Below are 19484 nucleotides of genomic sequence, written 5' to 3' on the forward strand. Positions count from 1 at the left end.
TTACGCTAATGTGCAAAAACTAGCAAGCCTGTTTTATTAATTAAATGAATAAAAAATAGCTGCATTGAGAGCGATTCAATATTTTCCCCTATTTTATATTAAATTGGCATTATGCCAAGCCTTTTTAGCGTTTGATGACAAATAAATTACACCACGAATAAACGGCCCCTAAGAATAAAAAACAATCATGTTGAATTGGCGTTAATTTCTTAAATTAAAAAGTTATCTTTGCTAATTAAGGTTAAATTAAGCTGCTTAACCGTGTTTTTTCGGCGAATCGTCACAAACTGTCGAGCAAAGCTGTTTTTTGTTGTACAATCAGCCCCGTATACCCATTAAAATTGGCTCGGAGATCAATGGATATAAAAGCTATCCAGGCGTTAATCGAAAACGATATGAATGACGTCAATCAACTAATTTACGCACAAATGCGCTCTGATGTAGCACTTGTCAATCAGCTCGGCTTATATATAGTTAACAGCGGCGGCAAGCGTGTTCGCCCTATGTTGGCTATTTTAGCGGCTAAGGCGCTTGGCTATGAAGGCAAAGATCATGTCACTTTAGCAACTATTGTTGAATTTATTCACACTGCCACATTATTGCATGATGATGTCGTCGATGAATCAAATTTACGCCGCGGTACACCTACAGCAAATGCTGAGTTTGGTAATGCTGCCAGCGTACTGGTTGGTGACTTTATTTATACTCGCTCATTTCAGCTGATGGTCGGTATTGGTAAAATGCAAGTCATGCAAATACTCGCCGATGCAACCAATGTGATTGCCGAAGGTGAAGTGTTACAGCTAATGAACTGCAATGACCCTGATACCACTGAAGATAGTTATATGCAGGTCATTTACTCGAAAACAGCAAAACTGTTTGAGGCTGCAACCGGTCTTGCCGCCATCATCACAAATCAAGGCGAGGCAACATTAAAAGCGCTTAACTTGTACGGTATGCACTTAGGCACCGCTTTTCAATTGGTAGATGATGTACTTGACTACAATGCTGATGCAGAGCAATTAGGTAAAAATATTGGTGATGACTTAGCTGAAGGTAAACCAACCCTGCCATTACTTTATGCAATGCGCCACGGGAATGCAGAGCAAGTGCAACTGATCCGTGATGCTATTGAACACAGTAACGGTATGGATCACTTAGATGCAATTTTAGCTGCACTCAATGAAACTAAAGCGCTTGAGTTTACAATGGATAAAGCCAACGAAGAAGCTGATAAAGCCATTGCATGCTTGGCGGTATTAGATGAATCGCCATATAAAGAGGCACTCGTTAGCTTGGCACGTATTGCCGTTGATCGTAATCACTAATAAATACCTAATCTATTAAAAATCCTTCGAGCATAAAAAAGCCTGCAAATGCAGGCTTTTTTGTATCAATCGACTTAGCAATTAAGCGTTGATGAAATCAACACCTTCTTGGATGTCTTTTTTCAGCGTATCAAGCATGTCGTTTTTAGCTTGCTGTTCAAATGCGCTTAACTCGCCGTAAGAAAGAATTTCTTCTACGCCGTTTTTACCTAAACGTACTGGGTGTGCAAAGTATGCAGCATCGCCATTTTCAACAGCAACGTATGCGTAATCTACTACGTCTTCACCTTGTAAGCCTTTAACTAAAGACATACAAAAACGAGCAGCAGCAGCACCCATTGATAATGTTGCAGAACCACCGCCCGCTTTAGCGTTAACTACTTCAGTACCAGCATTTTGGATACGAGGAGTAAGTGCAGCAACTTCATCAGCAGTGAAAGTAACACCTTCAACTTGAGAAAGAAGCGGAAGAATCGTTGTACCTGAGTGACCACCAATTACTGGTACTTTCACAGTTGCAACATCAACACCTTTAAGCTCAGCTACAAATGCTTCAGAACGGATCACATCAAGAGTGGTGATACCGAAAACACGTTTAGCATCGTAAGTACCCGCTTTTTTGAATACTTCAGCAACAATTGGCACAGTACCATTTACTGGGTTAGTGATAATACCCACGAGTGCTTTAGGACAGTTAGCAACAATGCCTTCTGCTAATGTTTTAATAATACCAGCATTTACATTGAATAAATCAGCGCGGTCCATACCAGGCTTACGTGGCATGCCAGCAGGGATAAGCACGATATCACAACCAGTTAACGCTTGATCTAATGCATCAGCACCAAAACCTGCAACTTTAACGTCAGTTGGGATGTGAGAAAGATCAACAGCAACACCAGGAACAACTGGAGCAACATCATAAAGTGATAATTCAGAACCAGCTGGTAAGCCTGTTTTTAATAATAAAGACAACGCTTGGCCGATACCGCCAGCAGCACCTAATACAGCAACTTTCATTGGAATTCTCCGTAATTTAAGGTAGAAAATATTTGTGGCACTAAGATAATGAAATTAACGCCTAAAGACAAATTTATCCTGCTTATTTCACGTATAATTTAGACCATAGTTGTAAACTTGCAGGTTTACAGCACTAAAACCCAGCGCAAAAGCAAACAACTACTGCATAAGTATGCAACATTGTGTACAATTAGCGCATCACTTATGAATAAGAACCTATAATATGCAACATCAAGATAAACAAGAAGCATTAGTAAAGGCCTTTAAAGCACTTTTAAAAGAAGAAAACTTTGGTTCACAAGGTGAAATTGTTGACGCCCTAAAAGAGCAAGGCTTTGATAATATCAGTCAAAGTAAAGTGTCGCGGATGTTAAGCAAGTTTGGCGCGGTACGCACTCGTAATGCCAAACAAGAAATGGTCTATTGTTTACCTGCTGAAATGGGCGTACCTACGGCAAAAAGCCCGTTACGTCAGTTAGTGATTGATATTATGCACAACGAAATGATGATCATCATTCGCACCAGCCCAGGCGCTGCACAGCTGATCGCCCGTTTATTAGATTCATTAGGTAAAGCGGATGGTGTGCTTGGCACTATCGCTGGAGACGATACGATTTTTATCGCCCCTGCAAAAATTTCCGAGATTGACGTAACCCTCGAACGCGTGCGTATTTTATTTGATACGGTATAAATCTACCAATTCAAACCGTTACAACTGCTTTAAAAAGCTAATTGATGGGGCGAAAAATGCAGAGCCCATATCGGCTTGAGTAAAATCCAGCCAATGGTCATAGCAATCGCCCTGCCCCAAGCGACTCAATAGCATTTGCTCAAATGCATTACCTAGCGCCGCATAACTGATCGCTAATATTCCCTGCTCATAGACATCACCATAAGGCATGTTTTGATTTAATTGCAGTGGTTGACCCTGCTCATTTTTAAGCTCGGTGCGAACTGCATGGCTATTTTCCAGCGCGGGGACTATTAAATTGTTATCTAAGCGCGTACGGCCCATTATTTGTTCTTGTTCGCTCAATGGTAGATTTTGCCATACACTCAGGTCATGTTTATAACGTTGTATATGCACATAACTGCCCTGATCTTCAAAGTGATTAGGCTTATTAATTAACGCAGTGAGACGTTTTTGGCGGCCGTGCGGAGTATCGCCACCGAGGATAAAACCATTAAAATCGCGGCCATCGAGAAAACGAAAGTTTCTTACCTGCTCAACGAGTTCAACATCAGGGGAGAATAATTTCAGTACTTGCAATGCAAACAGATGATTCACATCTTCTCTGTCGGAACGAATTTGCACAAACAAATCAAACGGCTGCGCGCCCATAACATGATCGCTATGGGTAATGTTAGGAAAACTCTGTAATTGACTCGGCAGAAACTCTGGCAAAATATGTGGCCAATACTGTGCGCCGACAGCAACCACACTAGAGAGCATAGATTCAGAAAACTGATCTGAAAACTCATCTTGAATAGCACTCACATATTTTAATTTTTTGCGTAATGACTCATCGTGGCCATCAAGTACATTAAAAAATAAATGTAAACCGTGCAAGTTTGCTTCAGCACAAATCCCTGACTGCGCTTGCGCCATGGTATTTCCTTAACTCAAATGTCCTACACGGCAGAACGCGAATGTAGTTATTCAGCGAAAAAGTTAACCGTGTGCGGTGTTATTCTTATAGTTACATCATCATTGACTAAAAATGATTGACCCAACTGAGCAGCAACATCAATTTCTTGCCCATCAATGATGACCTTATACACAAAATGCGAGCCAACAAAACGACGATTTAATATAGTCACCGTGTTTGCATTACTGCTTTGTGATTGCAAAGGCATTAACTCAAGATGATGTGGACGAACATAGAGCTGCCCAACGTGCTTTGCATGGCTATGTGCAATTAATGATGTAACTCGGCCAAAAGCAGTACTGTATTCAGTTGCTGTTAATACTTCTGCGTCTAAGTATATGCCCTGACCAAGAAATTCTGCAACTACCTTTGAGTTTGGCGCATTAAAAAGCTGCTCTGGCGTGCCTTGTTGAGCAATTTTACCGCAATCCATAATCGCTAACGTATCGGCAAATGCAAACGCCTCTTCTTTGGAATGGGTGACAAATACAGCGGATACTTGCTGATTTTTGATAATACGTCGAATATCAGCAATAAGTTCAAAGCGTACTTGGGTATCAATATTTGAAAACGGTTCATCTAATAACAATAAACTAGGGTTGTAAGCCAGCGCTCTGGCAATTGCCACGCGTTGCTGCTGACCACCCGATAACTGATGAGGAAAGCGTTTAGCACAGCCAACTAAATGCACTAACTCAAGCATTTCACTTACACGGTGTTGTTTTTGCGCTTTGCTCATGTTTGTTAAGCCAAAGGCAATATTGTCAGCCACTGTTAAATGTGGAAATAGCGCATAATCTTGAAACATCATACCGATATTTCGGTACTCTGGCGCTAAAAATGTATGCTCATCACTGACTAACTTGCCATCGATAAATACCTTGCCATGCTTGGCTGTTATCAGCCCTGCAATCGCTTTTAAGGTGGTAGTTTTGCCGCAACCACTGGCACCAAGTAAGCAGACAATTTCATCTTTTGCGACGGTTAAACCCAAGCCCTCAATGACTGCAGTGCCGTTATACCGATACGATAAATTTTCTAACACTAAACTGCTCATTTAACTTCTCATTTAGCTACGTTGCTCCATCGAGCGATTAACAAAATACAAAGGCACTAGCCCCACCATCACGATTGCTAACGCTGAAATTGAGGCTAGCTCTAATTGCTCATCACTGACATACTGAAAAACATGGGTGGCTAGCGTTTCGAAATTAAACGGTCTTAATAACAAAGCGGCTGGTAACTCTTTCATGCACTCAATGAAAACCAACAGTGCGGCGGTTAGAATGCCGCGCCGTAATAACGGAATATGCACCTTACGCAATGTTTGGCCTTGGCTTTTACCCATTGATTGACTGGCCATATCAAGCGATGGACTGATCCGCATAAAGCTTGCTTCAACAGCACCGTGAGCAATGGCATAGAAGCGCACCACATAAGCAAAAACTATAGCAAACAAAGTACCACTCAATAATAACCCTGGTGTAATGCCCATCGGCTCGAACCAAGCGTTTAATTTATCATCGAGCAAGGTTAAAGGTAACAACACTGCTATCGCCAATACTGTACCGGGTAATGCGTAGCCAGTGCTGGCTAAGCGCCCTGGAATAAGCGGATACGCTTGCTTAGCGATACGTTGATAAAACACCACTAATAAACTCAGTGTAATTGTTACAACACAGACAATAATCGCGACTTTAAAGCTGTGCCACGCATAAAGGAAAAAGGCACTATTCCACGCTTGATCAGCATACGAAATAGCATATCCAATCAACACCGCAATCGGTAATACAAAAGCAAAAAACAGCACCACACAACAAAGCCCCGTTGCTAACCAAGCGCTTTTGCCTGTTAAGTTATATAACGTATCACTATTAACGCCCGATTGGCGTTCAAATACCGCTTGATTACGACGACTGTAGCGTTCCATCGTCAACACTAAAAATAAAATAAGCAGCATAATTGCTGAGATTTTTGCTGCTGCCGTTAATGAATAATAGCCTAACCAGGTATCGTATACCGCGGTTGTTAAGGTACTTACAGCAAAGTAATTTACCGTGGCAAAATCAGCCATTGCCTCCATACTGATCAACGTCAGTCCTGCTACAATCGCCCCCCGCGCAAGTGGTAAACTTACTTTGAAAAAACTCTGCTTAGGTGATAATCCCATTAACTGACTCGCCTGTACTAACTTAAATGATTGCTCACGTAGTGCCGTTTTAAAAATCAAATACAGGTACGGGTATAGCACTAAAGCAATCATCATAATTGCCCCTGGTAAAGTACGGATATCAAAGAACCAATAATCGGAGGGAGATTGCCAATCAAACCAGTCTCGCAGTGCTATTTGCACCGGCCCAGCGTAATCAAACAAGTCAGTATAAACATAGGCGATAATATACGTTGGCATTGCTAAGGGCAGCATTAACGCCCATTCAAATTGCCTACGGCCTGGGAAATCACAATAAGCTGTTAACCAACCCAGTGGCAAAGCGATAAGGCAACTAACAACGCCAACCCCTAAAATAAGTAACAGTGTATTGCGAGTATAATCCCACAGCACGGTATCCCAGAGGTGACTAAACACCTCGGAATCACCTTGCAGAGATTCAACCAACAAAAAACATAACGGGGTTATTAGCAGTATGCCAATAACCCACGCAGAAAACTGCCATCGTGACAGCGAGAATTTAAAACTCATTAAAGATCGAACTTCACCTCATCGATTAGCTTAAGTGCTAAAGGACGATATTTGCTAATTTCATCAAGCGCTAAACTGTCTTCCTTGAAGCTGCCCCACGATGCTACTAAGCTTGATAATTCAACGCCCGGTTTTACCGGATATTCCATATTGACCGAAGCGTACATGTTTTGCGCCTTATTGTCGGTCATATACTCGATAAGTTTCAAGGCATTTTCTGGGTTTTTAGCGTACTTGGTCATAACCACACCAGAGACATTAATATGTGAGCCTCTGTTATCTTGATTAGGAAAGTTAATGTGCACTGCATCTGCCCATGATTTTTGCTCAGGATCTTCAATCATTTTGCCAAAATAATAACTATTGCCCAGCGCCAAATCGCATAGACCTTCTTTTACTGCTTTTACTTGTCCGCGGTCATTGCCTTGTGGTTTACGCACTAAATTTGCTTTCACCCCTTCAAGCCATTTTTTGGTTTGAGCTTCACCATGATGAGCGATCATTGATGCTACCAATCCCAAGTTATAAGGGTGCTTACCTGAGCGAGTACAAATTTTACCTTTGTATTTAGGCAAGGCCAGTTCTTCATAGCTTAAATGCGGTAATGCACCCACGCGCTCTTTTGATGAATAAACATTTCGTACTCGTTTAGTTAACGCAATCCACTGACCATCAGCATCACGAAACTTAACAGGCACATTGGCATTCACGGCATCACTGTTAATTGTCTGGGTTAGCGCTAACTCTTCTAATTGAATTAAATCACTAAAATTTGACGTGAGGACTAAATCAGCTTGGCTATATTTGCCTTCACGCTTAAGACGCTCAATCAAGCCTTTTTTAGCAAATACCACATTGGTTTTAATGCCCGTTTGCCCAGTGAAATCATCTAATATTGGCTGAATCAAAAACGGTTGACGAAAAGAATAAATATTGACCGCTTCTTCTGCAAATACGGGGGCAGTAACCACTAAGCCAACTAAAATTGTTAATGTCTTTTTCATAAATCGCTTCCATATAAATAATAACTATTATCATGCAATGATAACGTGTCCCTCGGATCTGCGCACTCATTAAATAATAATCAAAGGTGACAACGCCCATAATGGAAATCAGTTGTGCGATATATCTCACGGTTATGACAGCTATTGAGTATAAAGCACCATAAAAACACCATTAAAAAACACTAACCACATGAAATAATAGAGTTTTCATTAAATTACAAAATGATGACTTTATTTTCGTTACTATTTTTAGCCTATTTTGTTTGTAAAGACCCTCTATAATTACTTCATCGGTTAAGCAGTGACGCTTAAATGAGTAAACGGACAAGGATTGATTACTCATAAACCTCGAATTTAGGTTACGTTAGGAAAACATGGACTCACGGACAGGCTCAGGATGAGTAGCACTAAGGATAGTAAATAAACGGACAGCGTCAAGATGATGCGAAAAGGACGAACAACAGGGCTCGCAAGAGGGTTGTTAAACAGGATGTTATAGAAGCGGACGAATGGACAGGCCCTAAAGGGCAACGCAATGGAACTGTTAATTAAAGGATAGCATCAGGATGATGAACAAAGGATAGGTAATAGACATTACCAATAGGGATGACAAGGAAGCACACAGGAGATAGGCTCGGAGCGCCTTCATCACGCAGAACGAACAAGTAACAGCGTGATCACATGGATTTGTAAAGTTTAGGAGTTGATTAAGTTCAATTGCAGGATGCAGAAAATTAGAAGATTCCGCAAGCGCGACTAGAGATAGTTCGCGCTTTTCTTTTGCCTGAAAACAACTCATTGTATATAAGCGCTGACTTCTCTAAAATAGCGCGCTTATAAATCACTGAGGTCGGCCGTGTTAATTAACTACAATCCCCCATTAGATCCGTATTTAAGCATTATATTTCAAGATGATGATTTACTGATTGTGAACAAGCCCAGTGAACTGCTAACCGTACCAGGAAAAGATCCTAAGCACGCTGACTGCTTGATTGCTCGCGTTAATCGCGTTTTTCCTACAGCTAAAATTGTGCACCGTTTAGATATGGCAACCTCTGGCATCATTTGTTTAGCCATGCATAAAGCAGCGCATCGTAATTTAAGTATGCAGTTTCAAGAGCGCCAAACGGCTAAGCGCTATATTGCCCGAGTGTACGGTAAACTAGAGCCATTAACGGGATCGGTTGATTTACCGCTGATCTGTGATTGGCCAAACCGCCCTAAGCAAATGGTTGATCATGATAATGGCAAGCCATCTTTAACTCACTACAGTGTTATTGAATATGAAGCACATGCGACACGGGTTGAACTCACTCCGATCACTGGACGCTCGCATCAATTACGCGTACATATGTTATCACTCGGACACCCAATTTTAGCCGACAGACTTTATGCTCATGCAGATGCATTAGCCGCAGCAGCACGGCTACAATTACATGCACAAATGTTGCAACTAGCACACCCTGTTACAGGACAAGTCATGACATTTACGGCAGAGCCTGACTTTTAACTCTAAATTCACCTAAACTTTTTACCACTCAAGTCGATAACAACTTATTGATTGATCTTGGTGGCTGATATGATTACTGGTATACAATTTAAAGTGCACTTAATGGGCTTAGTGACAGCTATTGTACTGACGATGCCCTTACAGGCTGCCGACTTTATTACACCAACGCCATGGTCAACTGTTGTCAGTAGTGATTTATCACGTTTAATGCCGCAAGATGAACTAAAGCCGTTGCTTGCAGGTGACACTGAATTTTTGAGTTTATACCGTGAGCATATGAGTGCCCAACAGCGTGGTGTGGTATTGATCATTCCTGACTGGCAGCATTTACCTACCAATAATGATGGGGTTAACTTTTTACGCACTCAACTAAATGATTTAGGCTATGCCACACTTGCGATGACGGTACCTGATATCGACTGGCAAGCCGTACCTGCTGAAACAGAAAATGCCCAGAGTGAGCCTGCTGATAGTAACCAAACAGACAATAACGAATCATCTGCAGCTCCCCTTAAAGCCCCCGTACATGTTGATGCGATTGCTCAAATAAGCAATGCGATAATCGATAATTACAAACTCAATTTAATAGCACGCTTTAATGCCTTGTACCAAAGTGCGTTGAATGAAGACGGAAAAATAGTAGTGATTGCCCAAGGTGCCAGTGCAGCTTTGTTACTTGAGCACTATGGTGAATTTCCAAATACTGATATTGATGCATTTGTCAGCCTCAGTAGCTATTTACCAAACACTGAACGTAACCAACAACTTAATGCGATAATATCAACGATTAGCCCGCCATTATTGGATATTTACTACAGCATTGATAACCCTGATTTATTGCTCAGTGTGGCAGATAGAAAACGCTGGGTAAAACGCCACAGTAAATATGATTACCGCCAACGTGAGTTATTTGGTTTGCGCTCACAGCCACAGCAACACGAGCGTCTCACCAAGGAAGTAGACGGTTTTTTACGCCGCCTTTTTTAAGAACTCGTAAGCCGCTTGAATGTCTTGGCTTTTCTTTACCGCCAGTTCCATCATGTGCTTAGGTAAGCCTTGAGAAACCAATTTATCAGGATGATGTTGTGCCATTAGCTTACGATACGCCAGTTTAACTTCTCGCTCATTGGCTTCACTATTTAATCCCAACAACGCCAAAGCTTGGCTACGATTCATGCCACTATTCGGCGGTACATGATGCCCTGAACCTTCTCGATAGCTACTGCCTTGCCCTTGTTGGCGTTGCTGCTGTTGTTGATAACGTTGTTGCTGCTGACGAAATGAAAACTCTGCTTGGTAACGCTTAAGTACAAACGCAAAATGGGTCTTAGAGATCCCTAATAATTTACTGACTTCTTGCAGCAATTCTTTTTCTTGTGCGGCAAGTACCCCATCAGAAAACGCCATTTGGATCTGAATTTCTAAAAATAGCTGCAATAAATCATGGCGACGTGCAAAACGCTCTTTAAAATCAAAAACGGTTTCTTTAAGCGAAAAGTCACTGTCTTTTCCCGCTTTAAAGGCATCTTGTGCTTCTTTGCGATCATCCCCAGTAAGGCCCATTTCATCCATAAATACACTGGCGGCACGAATATGAGTTTCGCTTACTCGCCCATTTGATTTAGCAATGTGCCCCATTACCCCAAAACAGCTAGTAAAAAATAATGCTTGGCGCTGATGAATGTCATCATCACCTTTAAATAAACTTGAAAAACCACCGGCTTTATCAAAATTTTGCTTTAAGCTTTTATCGAACATATGGCCTAAATATAAGCCAATAAATAAACCTATAATGCGGCCAAACATAAAGCCAAAACAGGCACCTAAAATTTTACCCCACATAGGGTGCTCCTATAATGTGTGAATGACTTAAAGACTCATTTTGTTGCGCTGTTAACGAGTTATTCAATTGCGCGAGTCGTTCAGGCGTACCAATATCATCCCAACGACCGATATACAACTCAGTAGAGACAAGCTGCTCAGCTAATTTGCTTTTTAATAATGGCCCTAAGCGATGAGATCCTGCAGTCATCCCGGCAAAAAATTGCTGATGGAAACGGCTAATACCTGAGAATGTGTACTTGGGGCTATCTTCACCTAAATGACGCAAGGTAAAGTCACCATTTGGGTTGTGGGCTGGATTTTCAACTAACACAATATGTGCCTCGCCATCATCTAAATGAATATGTAGCAATGAGCTCACATCATAGTCGGTAAATATATCGCCATTAATAACAATAAATTGCTCGCCGAGTAAAGGCAGAGCTTGGATAATACCGCCTGCGGTTTCCAGCCCCTGCTCGGGTTCTTGGCTATATTCAATTTGCACACCAAGCTGACTACCATCGCCAAAGTAATCACGAATTTTATCGCCTTGCCACGCAAGGTTGATAACAAAATCAGTGATCCCGGCACTTTTTAGTCGTTCAATATGATGCTCGATTAATGGCTTACCTTGTACCTTTAGCATCGGTTTAGGTAACTCTACGGTTAATGGCATCATCCGCTGACCGCGACCCGCGGCTAAAATCATCGCTTTCATTATTTATCTGACGCTTTATCGAGTGCCACTACAGTAGCCGGTATAATGGTGTTGTTGATCCATAGACCCAGTGCCACTAATGGCGGATGATCTTGGGCAACATCGCTAATATAACGTAGGGTTGGCAGTACATTATCCATATAACCAGCTTTACCATCACGTAAATTCAACCGACAAAAAATACCGGCGGCTTTTAAATGGCGCTGAATACCAGTTAAATCAAACCATTGTTTAAAGGTTGTAAAGCTAATATTGCCGATCAATCCCTGTTGCTCAAACTCGCTAAATGCATGCTCAAGCAGATATTCAAGCTCATCGTGAGGTAACTTAAAATAACAGTCTCGCAGTAGTGAAACCAGATCATAGCAAACTGGGCCTTGCACAGCGTCTTGGTAGTCAATGATCGCCCATTGCTGCTCACTGTGCATAATATTACGACTATGAAAATCGCGATGCACTGTCACTCTTGGCTGGGCAAGCACGTTAGCAATCAGTAATTCACAGCTAGTTTGCCATAATTTTCGCTCTGCTGAACTGATTTTCAGTTGTAAAAACTCTTCAACCAGCCACTGTAAAAAAATACTCAGTTCTAATTCTAAAAACGCACGGTCAAAATCTTTCATATGTTCAACCGCAGGCATTTTTGCCCACTGTGCGCTGAGTTTTATTAAATGTTTATAATGATTGATGCGTTCTTTATCATCGAGCATATCAGCAAGATGTACATTACCTAAATCACTTAATAAGAAGAACCCTTGTTTTTCATCGGCATGTAATATTTTTGGTAGTTTGAAACCATGCTCAGAAAAAACTTTATTAAGTTCTATATAAGGAGTGTTATCCAGCTTGGTGGGATCGGAGTCCATTACTATATAGCTATCTTGGCCGCGATTTAAACGGAAATAGCGGCGAAAACTCGCATCTCCGGTGATCGCAGCAAGCTGATATACTTCATCTTCGAAGTGCGGATTTAAAAACTGCTGTAAACTTTTATAACGGTTCATTTCGTAAGATATCTATTTTTCACTAAGTCAATTACTGTATTTGCCATTGTTTTCCTTTATTATGTCACTCTTATATTCAACGACAGCGTATTAAGGTTAATAAATGAGCAAAACCTGGGGCATAATGATGCTAAGTGTGATCAGCGCACCATCGCTTGCCGAAACTGAACTGACACACAATTTTTGTGGCAATTCAATGCAAACCAGAGCTTGGCAACCGCTTGCTGGCCTTGATTTAGGCATGGTCGATATCCAATCAGATGATATTGAATTGCTTGGTACCCAAAGCGCAGAATTTACCGGCAATGTTGATATTAACACCCTTACTATGAGTTTGTCCGCACAAAGTGCGCTAATTGACAAACAGCGTGGGCTACTTAATGCAACAGGCCCTATTACTTATCGTGATGCTATCAGTGAAGTAAATAGTTCTGGCCTCAATGCTGATTTAAATAGTTCTGAAATCAGTTTGCTCGGTGCCGATTATCAACTAACCGATCAACAAGGCCGCGGTGGTGCAGAAAAGCTCACAGTGAACCAGTCTGGCTTAGAGCTACTGAACGCAAGCTTTACTACCTGCCCAACTGAAACGCCATTGTGGGCAATTCAAGCAGAAGAAATATTACTCTCTCGTGAAGAAGGCTGGGGGGAAACCCATGATATGGTTTTACGCATCATGGATACACCAGTACTTTATTTACCCTATTTTACTTTTCCGATTGATGAGCGCAGAAAGTCAGGCTTATTGACCCCTAACATTTCCAGTTCAGACCGTTATGGTATTGAAAGTATCACTCCGTATTATTGGAATATCGCGCCTAATTACGACGCCACTATAACGCCACGCTATATGTCTAAAAAAGGTCTGCAAATGCAAGGCGAATTTCGTTATTTAAGTGACAACAACGAAGGATTGGTCGCGCTTGAGTACCTAGATAAAGACGACTCTGAGCCAGAACTTGATGAACGCTTTCTATTTCACTGGCAACAGCAAAGTTATTTTGATGCAAACTGGCGTGCGGCTATAGATATAACCAACGTCAGTGATGATAACTACCTCACTGATTTAGGTTCGAATTACGCAACACGTACCGACACCCAGTTATACCGTACCGGTTCATTGTCGTACTTAGGTGAAACATGGCGCACGGATATTAAAGTACAAAATTTTGAAGTATTAGGTGATCACACCGAGTCTTATGCTGCGTTACCGCAAATTAGTTTTTCGCAAACGTCACCGTTTCGCTTTAGCGATATTGAATTCACACTCAATGGTGAATTGAGCCATTTTACCAATGATACGGCAATCATAGAAAAAGCCACTCGGGTACACATAGAACCTAAAGCCAGTTATGGTTATCAAGAGCATGCTTGGTCGTTTCTGTCCGAGTTTAGTGTGCTACACACTAACTATAAGCAAGAAGGTGATTTAGCTAATACTGACTATGCTGAAACAGTATCGCGTACCTTGCCTAAAGTGCGCTTATATAGCCAACTAAATTTTGAACGTGATACCACGATGATCGACAATGGTATTCAAACCTTAGAGCCGCAAGTACAGTACCTTTACACTCCAGACAAAGATCAAGCTGATATCGGCCTCTATGACACCACTAAATTACAAGATGACTTTTTTGGTTTGTTCCGTGATAGCCGCTTCTCAAGCGTGGACCGTATCGCCGCTGCAAATCAATTCACATTGGGTGCCACTACGCGATTATTTAACGATAACAGTGAAGAATTGTTTAACTTTAGTGCTGGGCAAATCTTCTATTTAAGCGATTCAGCGAAGCCAACCGCACAAAACTTAGATTCAGATACTAACTATAATGCCTTGTTTGCCGCGCAAACCATGTTACATTGGCACCGTCGTTGGTATTTATCCGGTGGCATTCAATATGACACAGATGGTAAACAAGTCATCCAGTCAAATGTGACCTTAGATTATAAAGGTGACGATAATCAACTCGTACAATTGAACCATCGCTATGCAAATGATGTCTCAGGCAATACAATCGAACAAGTTGGCTTATTTACTAGCTTCCCGCTCAGTGAACAATGGCAATTTGTAAGTAGCTATCACCGCGATTTAGAAAGCGGACGTAGTGTTGAGGTATTCAGTGGATTGCAATATGAATCTTGCTGTTGGGCCTTTCAAGTTACTGCCCGTCGTCAAATTGAAACTGATTTAAATCAAGCGATAGGCCAAGAACAAGCCACTTTTGATTCAAGTATTGGATTTAATATTGTCTTAAAAGGGTTAGGTAGTAAAAGCCGTTATGATGCACAAAAATTATTACAACAAGGTATTTTTGGCTATCGTAGACCGTATTTTCTTAATAACTAGTATTACCGTACTATTAGCAAGAGTATTAGAAAAAGTATGAATTTAAAAAAATTATTAGCATCCGCATTATTAACGCTTGGTTTATGCCAAAGCGCTTTCGCAGCCCCTGTAGAAATCGACAAAGTGGTTGGTATTGTAAACCAAGGGGTTATTTTACAAAGTGAAGTTGACACTATCGTTAATCGGGTAAAAGCTCAAGCCAAAGAACAAGGCCAAGAACTGCCATCTGATGACACTTTACGTATCCAAGCCATGGAACGTTTAGTAAACCAAACACTGATGATGCAACTAGCTGAACGTATGGGCTTAGAGATTTCTGATAGCCAACTTGATCAAACCTTGATTGGCATGGCGAAAGAGCAAGGCGGTTCGATCGCAGACTTACGCCGTACCATTGAAGCATCAGGCGAGAGTTTTCAATCTTATCGTGAAGAAATTCGTAAAGAAATTACCACCCAACAAGTGATGCGGGCAAACGTTGACCGTCGTATTTACATCAGCCCGCAAGAAGTCGATAACCTATTAAAAATAATGGAAAGCCAAGGTCAAAATACTGAAGAGTACGATATTGGCCATATTTTAATTGATATCCCAAATAACGCCACGGCGGACGAAATTGCTAGCGCAAAAACCCGTGCTGATAAAGTTATCGAGTTTTTACAAGACGGCAAAGAATTTAAACGTATCGCTATTTCATCATCAAGTGGTTCAAAAGCACTTGAAGGTGGTCAATTAGGCTGGATGAGCATTAATGAAATGCCATCATTATTTGCTGAAGCAGTTAAGGGCAGCAAAAAAGATGCTATTATCGGTCCGCTTCGTTCCGGCGCTGGTTTTCATATCATTAAAGTTCAAGACATTCGTGGCCGCCAAGTTGTTGAAACAACTGAAGTGCGCTCTCGTCATATCTTAATTAAGCCGTCAATCATCTTAAGCGAAGAAAAAGCCCGCACTATGCTTAATGGCTTTGCTAAAGATTTACGAGCTGGGACCGCTGACTTTGCTGAGCTTGCTAAAGAATATTCAGAAGATCCAGGCTCTGCACTTAAAGGCGGAGAGTACGATTGGACAGATCCTACAACCTATGTGCCACAGTTTAGAGATACCCTACTCTCGCTTGATAAAAATGAGATCAGTGATCCATTTAGAACCACGTTTGGTTGGCATATTGTGCAATTATTAGATAAACGCGTAGCCGATAAAACAGAAATTGCGAAACGAAACCGCGCCCACGGCATGCTGTTTAATCGTAAATTTAAAGAAGAAAGCTTTAACTGGCAGCAAGAAATGCGCGAACAAGCCCATGTTGAAATTTTCCCAATTGATGAATAACCAATGACTCTACGTATTGCAATTACTCCCGGCGAACCTGCCGGGATTGGCCCTGACCTACTGTTAAAACTTGCTCAACATGACTGGCCAGCACAGCTGGTAGTGATTGCTGATAAACAATTATTACAGCAGCGAGCTAAACAACTTGGTCTATCAATCAACTTGCTGCCGTTTGATGAAAATGCTCCTGCAGCACTGGCTCCAGCGGGTAGTGTCTATCTACATCAAGTTGATTTAGGTGCCGATGTTGAAATCGGTGTATTAAATGATGCCAATGGCCAGTATGTGCTTGATACCTTGCGCATCGCCTGTGAAAAAAATATGAATGGTACATTTGCAGCAGTCGTAACGGGCCCTGTTCACAAAGGTATTATTAACAAAGCAGGCATTTCATTTAGCGGCCATACCGAATATTTTGCACAGCAATCAAACACCCCTGATGTAGTGATGTTGTTAGCGACTGAAGGCTTACGTGTTGCCCTTGTGACAACACATATTCCATTAGCCTATGTATCGCGTGCAATTACTAGTGAACGTCTGAGCAAAGTTGCGGGTATTTTACATCATGATTTACAAACTAAGTTTGGGATCGAAAAACCACGTATTTTAGTGTGTGGACTTAACCCTCATGCCGGTGAAGATGGTCATTTAGGCCGTGAAGAAATTGATACCATTACCCCTACGCTAGAAAAACTCAATAGCGAGGGAATGAATTTAATTGGTCCTTTACCCGCTGATACCTTGTTCCAAGACAAATATCTATCGCAAGCAGATGCAGTATTGGCAATGTATCACGATCAAGGCTTACCTGTGCTAAAATACAAAGGTTTTGGTAACTCAGTGAATATTACACTTGGTTTACCGTTTATACGCACCTCAGTAGATCACGGTACCGCGCTCGATTTAGCCGGCAGTGGTGATGCTGATGTTGGTAGTTTTGAATTAGCGATCCGCGAAGCAATTAAGCTCGCCCATGAAAAAGCACAAAATCAATGACAGATAAAGTACATTTAGGACACCGCGCCCGTAAACGTTTTGGACAAAACTTTTTATGTGATGAGATGATCATCGATAAAATCGTCAGCGCAATTGATCCTAAGCCGCAAGATAATTTAGTTGAAATCGGTCCAGGTCTTGGTGCTATCACTGAGCCAGTGAGCGAATTAAGCGGCCATTTAACGGTTGTTGAGCTAGATAAAGATTTAGCGCAACGCTTAACTGAACATCCATTTTTAGGGCCAAAGCTTAGCGTGCATCAAGGCGATGCCATGAAGTTTGATTTTTCAAGCTTGATGAAGGATGAGCGAAAACTAAAAGTGTTTGGTAATTTACCTTACAATATTTCAACGCCATTATTATTCCACTTATTTGAGTTTGCTGACAACATAGAGCACATGCACTTTATGCTGCAAAAAGAAGTGGTAAAACGTATGGTCGCGGGCCCTGGCAGCAAAACATTTGGTCGCTTAAGTGTTATGACACAGTATTACTGCAATGCCATGCCTGTTATTGAAGTACCACCTGAGTGTTTCAAACCTGCGCCTAAAGTCGACTCTGCTGTTATTCGCTTAATCCCGAAAAAACCAGAGCAACGCACAGCAAAAAGCACTAAAATTCTTAACACTGTGTGCTTAGAGGCTTTTAACCAGCGCCGTAAAACACTGCGTAACAGCTTAGCTAATTTAGTCACTGCGGATGAATTAACAAGTATCGGCATCGATATCACCTTACGCGCTGAAAGCCTTTCGTTACAACAATTTATTGATATAGCTAATTGGATTTATGACAACAAGCAGTAATTTTGGCTCACCCATTAAAGTCTCGGTAGAAACATTTTATGTTGAAGGTCAATCACAACCTGAGCTCGATAAGTATGTATTTGCCTATTCAATTACCATTAAAAATCACAGCCTATGCAGCGCTAAGTTAATTAGTCGTTATTGGCTGATCACTGATGCAAATGGTAAAGAAGTCGAAGTACAAGGCGAAGGCGTGGTCGGTGAAAAGCCAACGATTGGCCCTGGTGAAAGCTACAAATACACCAGTGGTGCAGTACTGGATACTCCAGTAGGTACGATGCAAGGTTATTACACCTTGAAAAATGAATTTGGTACTGAGTTTGATGCACCAATTAATGTTTTTCGTTTAGCACAGCCTAATATTTTGCATTAAATGGCAAACTATGCAATAGGTGATCTACAAGGTTGTTATAAAGAATTTCAAGCCTTGTTGGCCAAAGTGGATTTTAAGCCAAGCAAAGATCACCTTTATTTAGTGGGCGACATTGTTGCCCGCGGCCCCGACTCCCTTGCCTGCCTAGATTATATATATACACATCAAGATAGCATCACCGTTACCTTAGGGAATCATGACTTGCACCTGATTGCCAATTATATGTTAGGTAAACCCGCTAATCCTAAAGACAAGCTCACCGCCCTGCTTGATTCAGCAAAACTGCCTGCTTATATCGCCCTATTACAACAACAACCACTCGCGCTATGGCTTAAACAAGAACAAGTATTTATTAGCCACGCAGGCCTAAACCCAGCTTGGTCTATTAAACAAGCTCTGCAGCATGCGCAATTTGCACAAAACTGTTATCAAGGCCCACACGCGCGTGACTATTTCAAGCATATGTATGATCAGCATCCACCTGTTTGGCATGAGCAACTTACTGAATTTGAGCAATTTAGATATATTGTAAATTACTTTACACGAATGCGCTTTTTAACCCTTGATGAGCAATTAGAACTGACCTTTAAAGGCGCGATTACTGACTCTAATGCAATGATCCCTTGGTTTAAACACCCACGATTTAACACCTTTAAGAAACACATTGTCTTCGGTCATTGGGCTGCGCTTGAAGGCATAACCAATCATGCAAATATCCACGCTTTAGATACAGGTTGTGTATGGGGTGGTAAGCTGAGCTTGATGGAGTTAAAAAATAAGCAATACTTTAGCGCTAATTCTACTGATTTCATCTAATTTAACTGAAAAATTAATCATCTTCTGTTAGATTTATAGTAACGAATGTTAAAAGTAATTAA

General features: G+C 41.4%; 18 protein-coding genes. 10 read left to right on the top strand and 8 right to left on the bottom strand.

The window, feature by feature from the left end; genetic code table 11:
• Positions 1–356 precede the first annotated feature (356 nt).
• A complete protein-coding gene (ispB, locus tag ACMVDV_RS09750; protein WP_304182620.1) occupies positions 357–1328 on the top strand; it encodes an octaprenyl diphosphate synthase in 972 nt (323 codons plus the stop codon).
• An 81-nt stretch (positions 1329–1409) separates the two neighbouring features.
• Here the strand turns inward: ispB and mdh are convergent, their stop codons facing one another.
• A complete protein-coding gene (mdh, locus tag ACMVDV_RS09755) occupies positions 1410–2345 on the bottom strand; it encodes a malate dehydrogenase (RefSeq protein ID WP_304182619.1) in 936 nt (311 codons plus the stop codon).
• A gap of 223 nt (positions 2346–2568) precedes the next feature.
• On the opposite strand from mdh, the gene argR reads away from it, so the two are divergent.
• Positions 2569–3036: a transcriptional regulator ArgR gene (gene argR, locus ACMVDV_RS09760; RefSeq protein ID WP_416157985.1), complete on the top strand. Its 468-nt coding sequence runs from the start codon at positions 2569–2571 to the stop codon at positions 3034–3036.
• 18 nt (positions 3037–3054) lie between these two features.
• On the opposite strand, the gene ACMVDV_RS09765 is transcribed toward argR, so the two are convergent.
• The 4 genes from ACMVDV_RS09765 to ACMVDV_RS09780 are packed head-to-tail and all read right to left on the bottom strand — an operon-like array spanning position 3055 to position 7699.
• Positions 3055–3954 carry a Dyp-type peroxidase gene (locus tag ACMVDV_RS09765; RefSeq protein WP_416157986.1) on the bottom strand — a complete coding sequence of 300 codons (900 nt, stop codon included), beginning with the start codon at positions 3952–3954 and terminating at the stop codon, positions 3055–3057.
• A gap of 47 nt (positions 3955–4001) precedes the next feature.
• On the bottom strand, positions 4002–5051 hold the full coding sequence (locus ACMVDV_RS09770) for an ABC transporter ATP-binding protein (RefSeq protein ID WP_416157987.1): 1050 nt from the start codon (positions 5049–5051) through the stop codon (positions 4002–4004).
• Between the two features lie 12 nt (positions 5052–5063).
• On the bottom strand, positions 5064–6695 hold the full coding sequence (locus tag ACMVDV_RS09775; RefSeq protein WP_416157988.1) for an ABC transporter permease: 1632 nt from the start codon (positions 6693–6695) through the stop codon (positions 5064–5066).
• Entirely contained in the window at positions 6695–7699 is a 1005-nt protein-coding gene (locus ACMVDV_RS09780) for a Fe(3+) ABC transporter substrate-binding protein (RefSeq protein WP_416157989.1), read from the bottom strand. Before ACMVDV_RS09780 ends, ACMVDV_RS09775 begins: the two co-directional genes overlap by 1 nt.
• A gap of 856 nt (positions 7700–8555) precedes the next feature.
• On the opposite strand from ACMVDV_RS09780, the gene rluA reads away from it, so the two are divergent.
• Together rluA and ACMVDV_RS09790 are read left to right on the top strand one after the other, a co-directional pair.
• Positions 8556–9209: a bifunctional tRNA pseudouridine(32) synthase/23S rRNA pseudouridine(746) synthase RluA gene (gene rluA / locus ACMVDV_RS09785; RefSeq protein WP_416157990.1), complete on the top strand. Its 654-nt coding sequence runs from the start codon at positions 8556–8558 to the stop codon at positions 9207–9209.
• Positions 9210–9278: 69 nt separating this feature from the next.
• Positions 9279–10196 (top strand): DUF3530 family protein, encoded by a 918-nt coding sequence (locus tag ACMVDV_RS09790; protein WP_416157991.1) that lies wholly within the window; start codon positions 9279–9281, stop codon positions 10194–10196.
• On the opposite strand, the gene djlA is transcribed toward ACMVDV_RS09790, so the two are convergent.
• From djlA to ACMVDV_RS09805, 3 genes are read right to left on the bottom strand one after another with little or no spacing between them, the layout of a single operon-like run.
• Complete coding sequence (gene djlA, locus ACMVDV_RS09795; protein ID WP_416157992.1) at positions 10179–11051, bottom strand: co-chaperone DjlA; 873 nt, start codon at positions 11049–11051, stop codon at positions 10179–10181. The two genes, ACMVDV_RS09790 and djlA, sit on opposite strands and share 18 nt — an antisense overlap.
• Complete coding sequence (murU, locus tag ACMVDV_RS09800; protein ID WP_416157993.1) at positions 11041–11751, bottom strand: N-acetylmuramate alpha-1-phosphate uridylyltransferase MurU; 711 nt, start codon at positions 11749–11751, stop codon at positions 11041–11043. The genes djlA and murU overlap by 11 nt, the downstream gene beginning before the upstream one ends.
• A complete protein-coding gene (locus ACMVDV_RS09805; RefSeq protein WP_416157994.1) occupies positions 11751–12755 on the bottom strand; it encodes an aminoglycoside phosphotransferase family protein in 1005 nt (334 codons plus the stop codon). The genes murU and ACMVDV_RS09805 overlap by 1 nt, the downstream gene beginning before the upstream one ends.
• A 103-nt stretch (positions 12756–12858) precedes the next feature.
• Here ACMVDV_RS09805 and lptD point away from each other — a divergent pair, with 103 nt between their 5' ends.
• Genes lptD through ACMVDV_RS09835 form a run of 6 tightly spaced genes read left to right on the top strand, consistent with a single transcriptional unit; the run spans position 12859 to position 19422 of the window.
• The gene (gene lptD / locus ACMVDV_RS09810; protein WP_416157995.1) at positions 12859–15102 is read left to right on the top strand and encodes an LPS assembly protein LptD; all 2244 of its coding nucleotides are present in this window, start codon (positions 12859–12861) and stop codon (positions 15100–15102) included.
• Positions 15103–15138: 36 nt separating this feature from the next.
• On the top strand, positions 15139–16434 hold the full coding sequence (gene surA, locus ACMVDV_RS09815) for a peptidylprolyl isomerase SurA (protein ID WP_304182706.1): 1296 nt from the start codon (positions 15139–15141) through the stop codon (positions 16432–16434).
• A gap of 3 nt (positions 16435–16437) precedes the next feature.
• Positions 16438–17430, top strand: a complete 993-nt coding sequence (gene pdxA, locus ACMVDV_RS09820) for a 4-hydroxythreonine-4-phosphate dehydrogenase PdxA (protein ID WP_416157996.1) — start codon at positions 16438–16440, stop codon at positions 17428–17430.
• Complete coding sequence (gene rsmA / locus ACMVDV_RS09825) at positions 17427–18233, top strand: 16S rRNA (adenine(1518)-N(6)/adenine(1519)-N(6))-dimethyltransferase RsmA (protein WP_064665541.1); 807 nt, start codon at positions 17427–17429, stop codon at positions 18231–18233. Before pdxA ends, rsmA begins: the two co-directional genes overlap by 4 nt.
• On the top strand, positions 18217–18606 hold the full coding sequence (apaG, locus tag ACMVDV_RS09830; protein WP_304182704.1) for a Co2+/Mg2+ efflux protein ApaG: 390 nt from the start codon (positions 18217–18219) through the stop codon (positions 18604–18606). The genes rsmA and apaG overlap by 17 nt, the downstream gene beginning before the upstream one ends.
• On the top strand, positions 18607–19422 hold the full coding sequence (locus ACMVDV_RS09835; RefSeq protein WP_416157997.1) for a symmetrical bis(5'-nucleosyl)-tetraphosphatase: 816 nt from the start codon (positions 18607–18609) through the stop codon (positions 19420–19422). It abuts the gene before it with no gap.
• Positions 19423–19484: the final 62 nt, after the last annotated feature.

It is taken from the genome of Pseudoalteromonas sp. ASV78, from assembly GCF_047806705.1.
In the GTDB taxonomy this organism is placed as follows: Bacteria; Pseudomonadota; Gammaproteobacteria; order Enterobacterales; family Alteromonadaceae; genus Pseudoalteromonas; species Pseudoalteromonas prydzensis_A.

Coding starts and splice junctions, on each gene's coding strand:
- ispB (WP_304182620.1), top strand. CDS start 357: ATGGATATAAAAGCTATCCAGGCGTTAATCGAAAACGATATGAATGAC.
- mdh (WP_304182619.1), bottom strand. CDS start 2,345: ATGAAAGTTGCTGTATTAGGTGCTGCTGGCGGTATCGGCCAAGCGTTG.
- argR (WP_416157985.1), top strand. CDS start 2,569: ATGCAACATCAAGATAAACAAGAAGCATTAGTAAAGGCCTTTAAAGCA.
- ACMVDV_RS09765 (WP_416157986.1), bottom strand. CDS start 3,954: ATGGCGCAAGCGCAGTCAGGGATTTGTGCTGAAGCAAACTTGCACGGT.
- ACMVDV_RS09770 (WP_416157987.1), bottom strand. CDS start 5,051: ATGAGCAGTTTAGTGTTAGAAAATTTATCGTATCGGTATAACGGCACT.
- ACMVDV_RS09775 (WP_416157988.1), bottom strand. CDS start 6,695: ATGAGTTTTAAATTCTCGCTGTCACGATGGCAGTTTTCTGCGTGGGTT.
- ACMVDV_RS09780 (WP_416157989.1), bottom strand. CDS start 7,699: ATGAAAAAGACATTAACAATTTTAGTTGGCTTAGTGGTTACTGCCCCC.
- ACMVDV_RS09790 (WP_416157991.1), top strand. CDS start 9,279: ATGATTACTGGTATACAATTTAAAGTGCACTTAATGGGCTTAGTGACA.
- djlA (WP_416157992.1), bottom strand. CDS start 11,051: ATGTGGGGTAAAATTTTAGGTGCCTGTTTTGGCTTTATGTTTGGCCGC.
- murU (WP_416157993.1), bottom strand. CDS start 11,751: ATGAAAGCGATGATTTTAGCCGCGGGTCGCGGTCAGCGGATGATGCCA.
- ACMVDV_RS09805 (WP_416157994.1), bottom strand. CDS start 12,755: ATGAACCGTTATAAAAGTTTACAGCAGTTTTTAAATCCGCACTTCGAA.
- lptD (WP_416157995.1), top strand. CDS start 12,859: ATGAGCAAAACCTGGGGCATAATGATGCTAAGTGTGATCAGCGCACCA.
- surA (WP_304182706.1), top strand. CDS start 15,139: ATGAATTTAAAAAAATTATTAGCATCCGCATTATTAACGCTTGGTTTA.
- pdxA (WP_416157996.1), top strand. CDS start 16,438: ATGACTCTACGTATTGCAATTACTCCCGGCGAACCTGCCGGGATTGGC.
- rsmA (WP_064665541.1), top strand. CDS start 17,427: ATGACAGATAAAGTACATTTAGGACACCGCGCCCGTAAACGTTTTGGA.
- apaG (WP_304182704.1), top strand. CDS start 18,217: ATGACAACAAGCAGTAATTTTGGCTCACCCATTAAAGTCTCGGTAGAA.
- ACMVDV_RS09835 (WP_416157997.1), top strand. CDS start 18,607: ATGGCAAACTATGCAATAGGTGATCTACAAGGTTGTTATAAAGAATTT.